Source organism: Pseudomonas sp. SDO5591_S426 (genome assembly GCF_054070755.1).
Genome location: NZ_JBSVXD010000382.1, coordinates 1 through 1,730, shown reverse-complemented (window position 1 = coordinate 1,730; position 1,730 = coordinate 1). Strand labels below are relative to the sequence as shown.

The following is a 1,730-nucleotide window of genomic DNA, read 5'->3' as shown; positions in this document are numbered from 1 at the left end:
TCCAGGGGCACGCACTTTTCCTGTAGGAGCTGCCGAAGGCTGCGATCTTTTGATCGTGCTTCAGATCTCACGGCACATATGGATTTTGTCGAAGTATTCCTCGCCCACTCGCACTGCCATCGGTTCCAGTCCGAACTGGATAAACCCGCAACGCCGGTAGAGATTGAACGCAGCGTCATTGCCGGCGGTTACGGTCAATTTGATCAGCCGCAAATCCTGATGGCACCGCGCCTCGGCCAGAACCGCCTCCACCAATTGAAAACCGAGCCCACGCTGGCGCACGTCGGCGGACACGTACATGCCAAACAGCGTCGCCTTGTGCCGGGCCTTTTCCCGAGGTTCGAACGCCAGCCCGACAATGCCGGCCAACCTGCCCTCTTTGAACGCGCCGAACACCACGTCGAGCTTGCCGGTCAGGCGCGCTTCCCACCAGCTCAGCGGCATCGTCGCACGCTCGCGCACACTCGACGTGAAGGCCTGCGGATGCAGGTCATAGGCTTCGAGCATCATCGCCCGATAATCCAGCGCATGACTGGCATCCAGTCGCTCGATCCACATGTTCAGGCCATCCGTTTTTGCTCAAGCATCAAGCGCAATGCCAGCGCCGACAACACAAAACCCATGAAATAACGCTGCATCGCCAGCCAGGTCGGGTTATTGACGAACCACGAAGCAATGCCCGCCGCAAACAGGGCAATCATCAGGTTGACGCTGAAACTGACGCTGATCTGAGTCAGGCCCAGCACGATGCTTTGGGTGAACACAGAACCGTGTTCGGGCGTGATGAACTGCGGAAATACCGAGAGGTAGAACACCGCGATCTTCGGGTTCAGGGCACTGGTCAGAAAGCCCATGGTGATCAGTTTTCGTGACGAATCCGGCGGCAATTGCTGGGCTTCGAACGGCGACCGCGCACCGGGCTTGACCGCCTGCCAGGCCAGCCACAACAGATACAGCGCGCCAGCCCACTTCAGCACTTCATAAGCCATCGGCACCGCGAGGAACACCGCAGTCAAACCGGCCGCGGCGGCGAACAGATGCACGAAGAAACCCGCGACCACACCGAGCAGCGACGTCACCCCGGCCTTGCGCCCCTGGCAGATCGAACGGGAGATCAGGTAGATCATGTTCGGCCCAGGCGTCAGTACCATCAGCAATGCAGCAGCAGCGAAAATCAGCAAGTCCTGGAGCGGGATCATGGCGGTTCCTTTGCGTGAATGATCAGGCGATGGCGGTCAGCGAAGCTCGATAAAACGGCAGGATCAGGTCGCGTGTCAATGGCGCCAGAGTGACATCGCCATCGGTGGCCGGATCGATCCAGAGCACTTCTTCGATCTCTGCCGCGGGGGTCACGTCGACATCGATGTGCAGCTGAAAAATCTCGGCGTGCACGACAAAGCCCGGCTCGTTGGCGGCCGGTGCCGAGAAATGCCCGAGATAAACGGCCTGCACCGGGTCGATGTCCAGACCCAGCTCTTCTTCCAGCTCACGAGCCAAAGCGTGGACAGGCAATTCATGAGGCTCGATCTTGCCGCCCGGCTGCATGAACGCCTGAGTGCCACGCTTGCGCACCAACAGGGTTTGGCCGTCGGGGCCGATCAGCAGGGCGGCGGCGATGTGGATAAGTGTCGACATGACAAAAAGACCTTTGACTCAAAAACGGCAAGGATCACATGTCTTCCACAGATTGTGTAGGAGCTGCCGCAGGCTGCGATCTTTTGACTTTGTTT

General features: G+C 59.1%; 3 protein-coding genes. All 3 read right to left on the bottom strand.

What is annotated here, in order from left to right; genetic code table 11:
- Positions 1-60: 60 nt before the first annotated feature.
- The 3 genes from ACW9JC_RS30140 to ACW9JC_RS30130 are packed head-to-tail and all read right to left on the bottom strand — an operon-like array spanning position 61 to position 1,635.
- Positions 61-558, bottom strand: a complete 498-nt coding sequence (locus tag ACW9JC_RS30140; RefSeq protein WP_457459613.1) for a GNAT family N-acetyltransferase — start codon at positions 556-558, stop codon at positions 61-63.
- A 2-nt stretch (positions 559-560) separates the two neighbouring features.
- Positions 561-1,199 carry a LysE family translocator gene (locus ACW9JC_RS30135; protein ID WP_338584962.1) on the bottom strand — a complete coding sequence of 213 codons (639 nt, stop codon included), beginning with the start codon at positions 1,197-1,199 and terminating at the stop codon, positions 561-563.
- Between the two features lie 22 nt (positions 1,200-1,221).
- On the bottom strand, positions 1,222-1,635 hold the full coding sequence (locus tag ACW9JC_RS30130; protein WP_457459610.1) for an NUDIX hydrolase: 414 nt from the start codon (positions 1,633-1,635) through the stop codon (positions 1,222-1,224).
- Between the last annotated feature and the right edge of the window lie 95 nt (positions 1,636-1,730).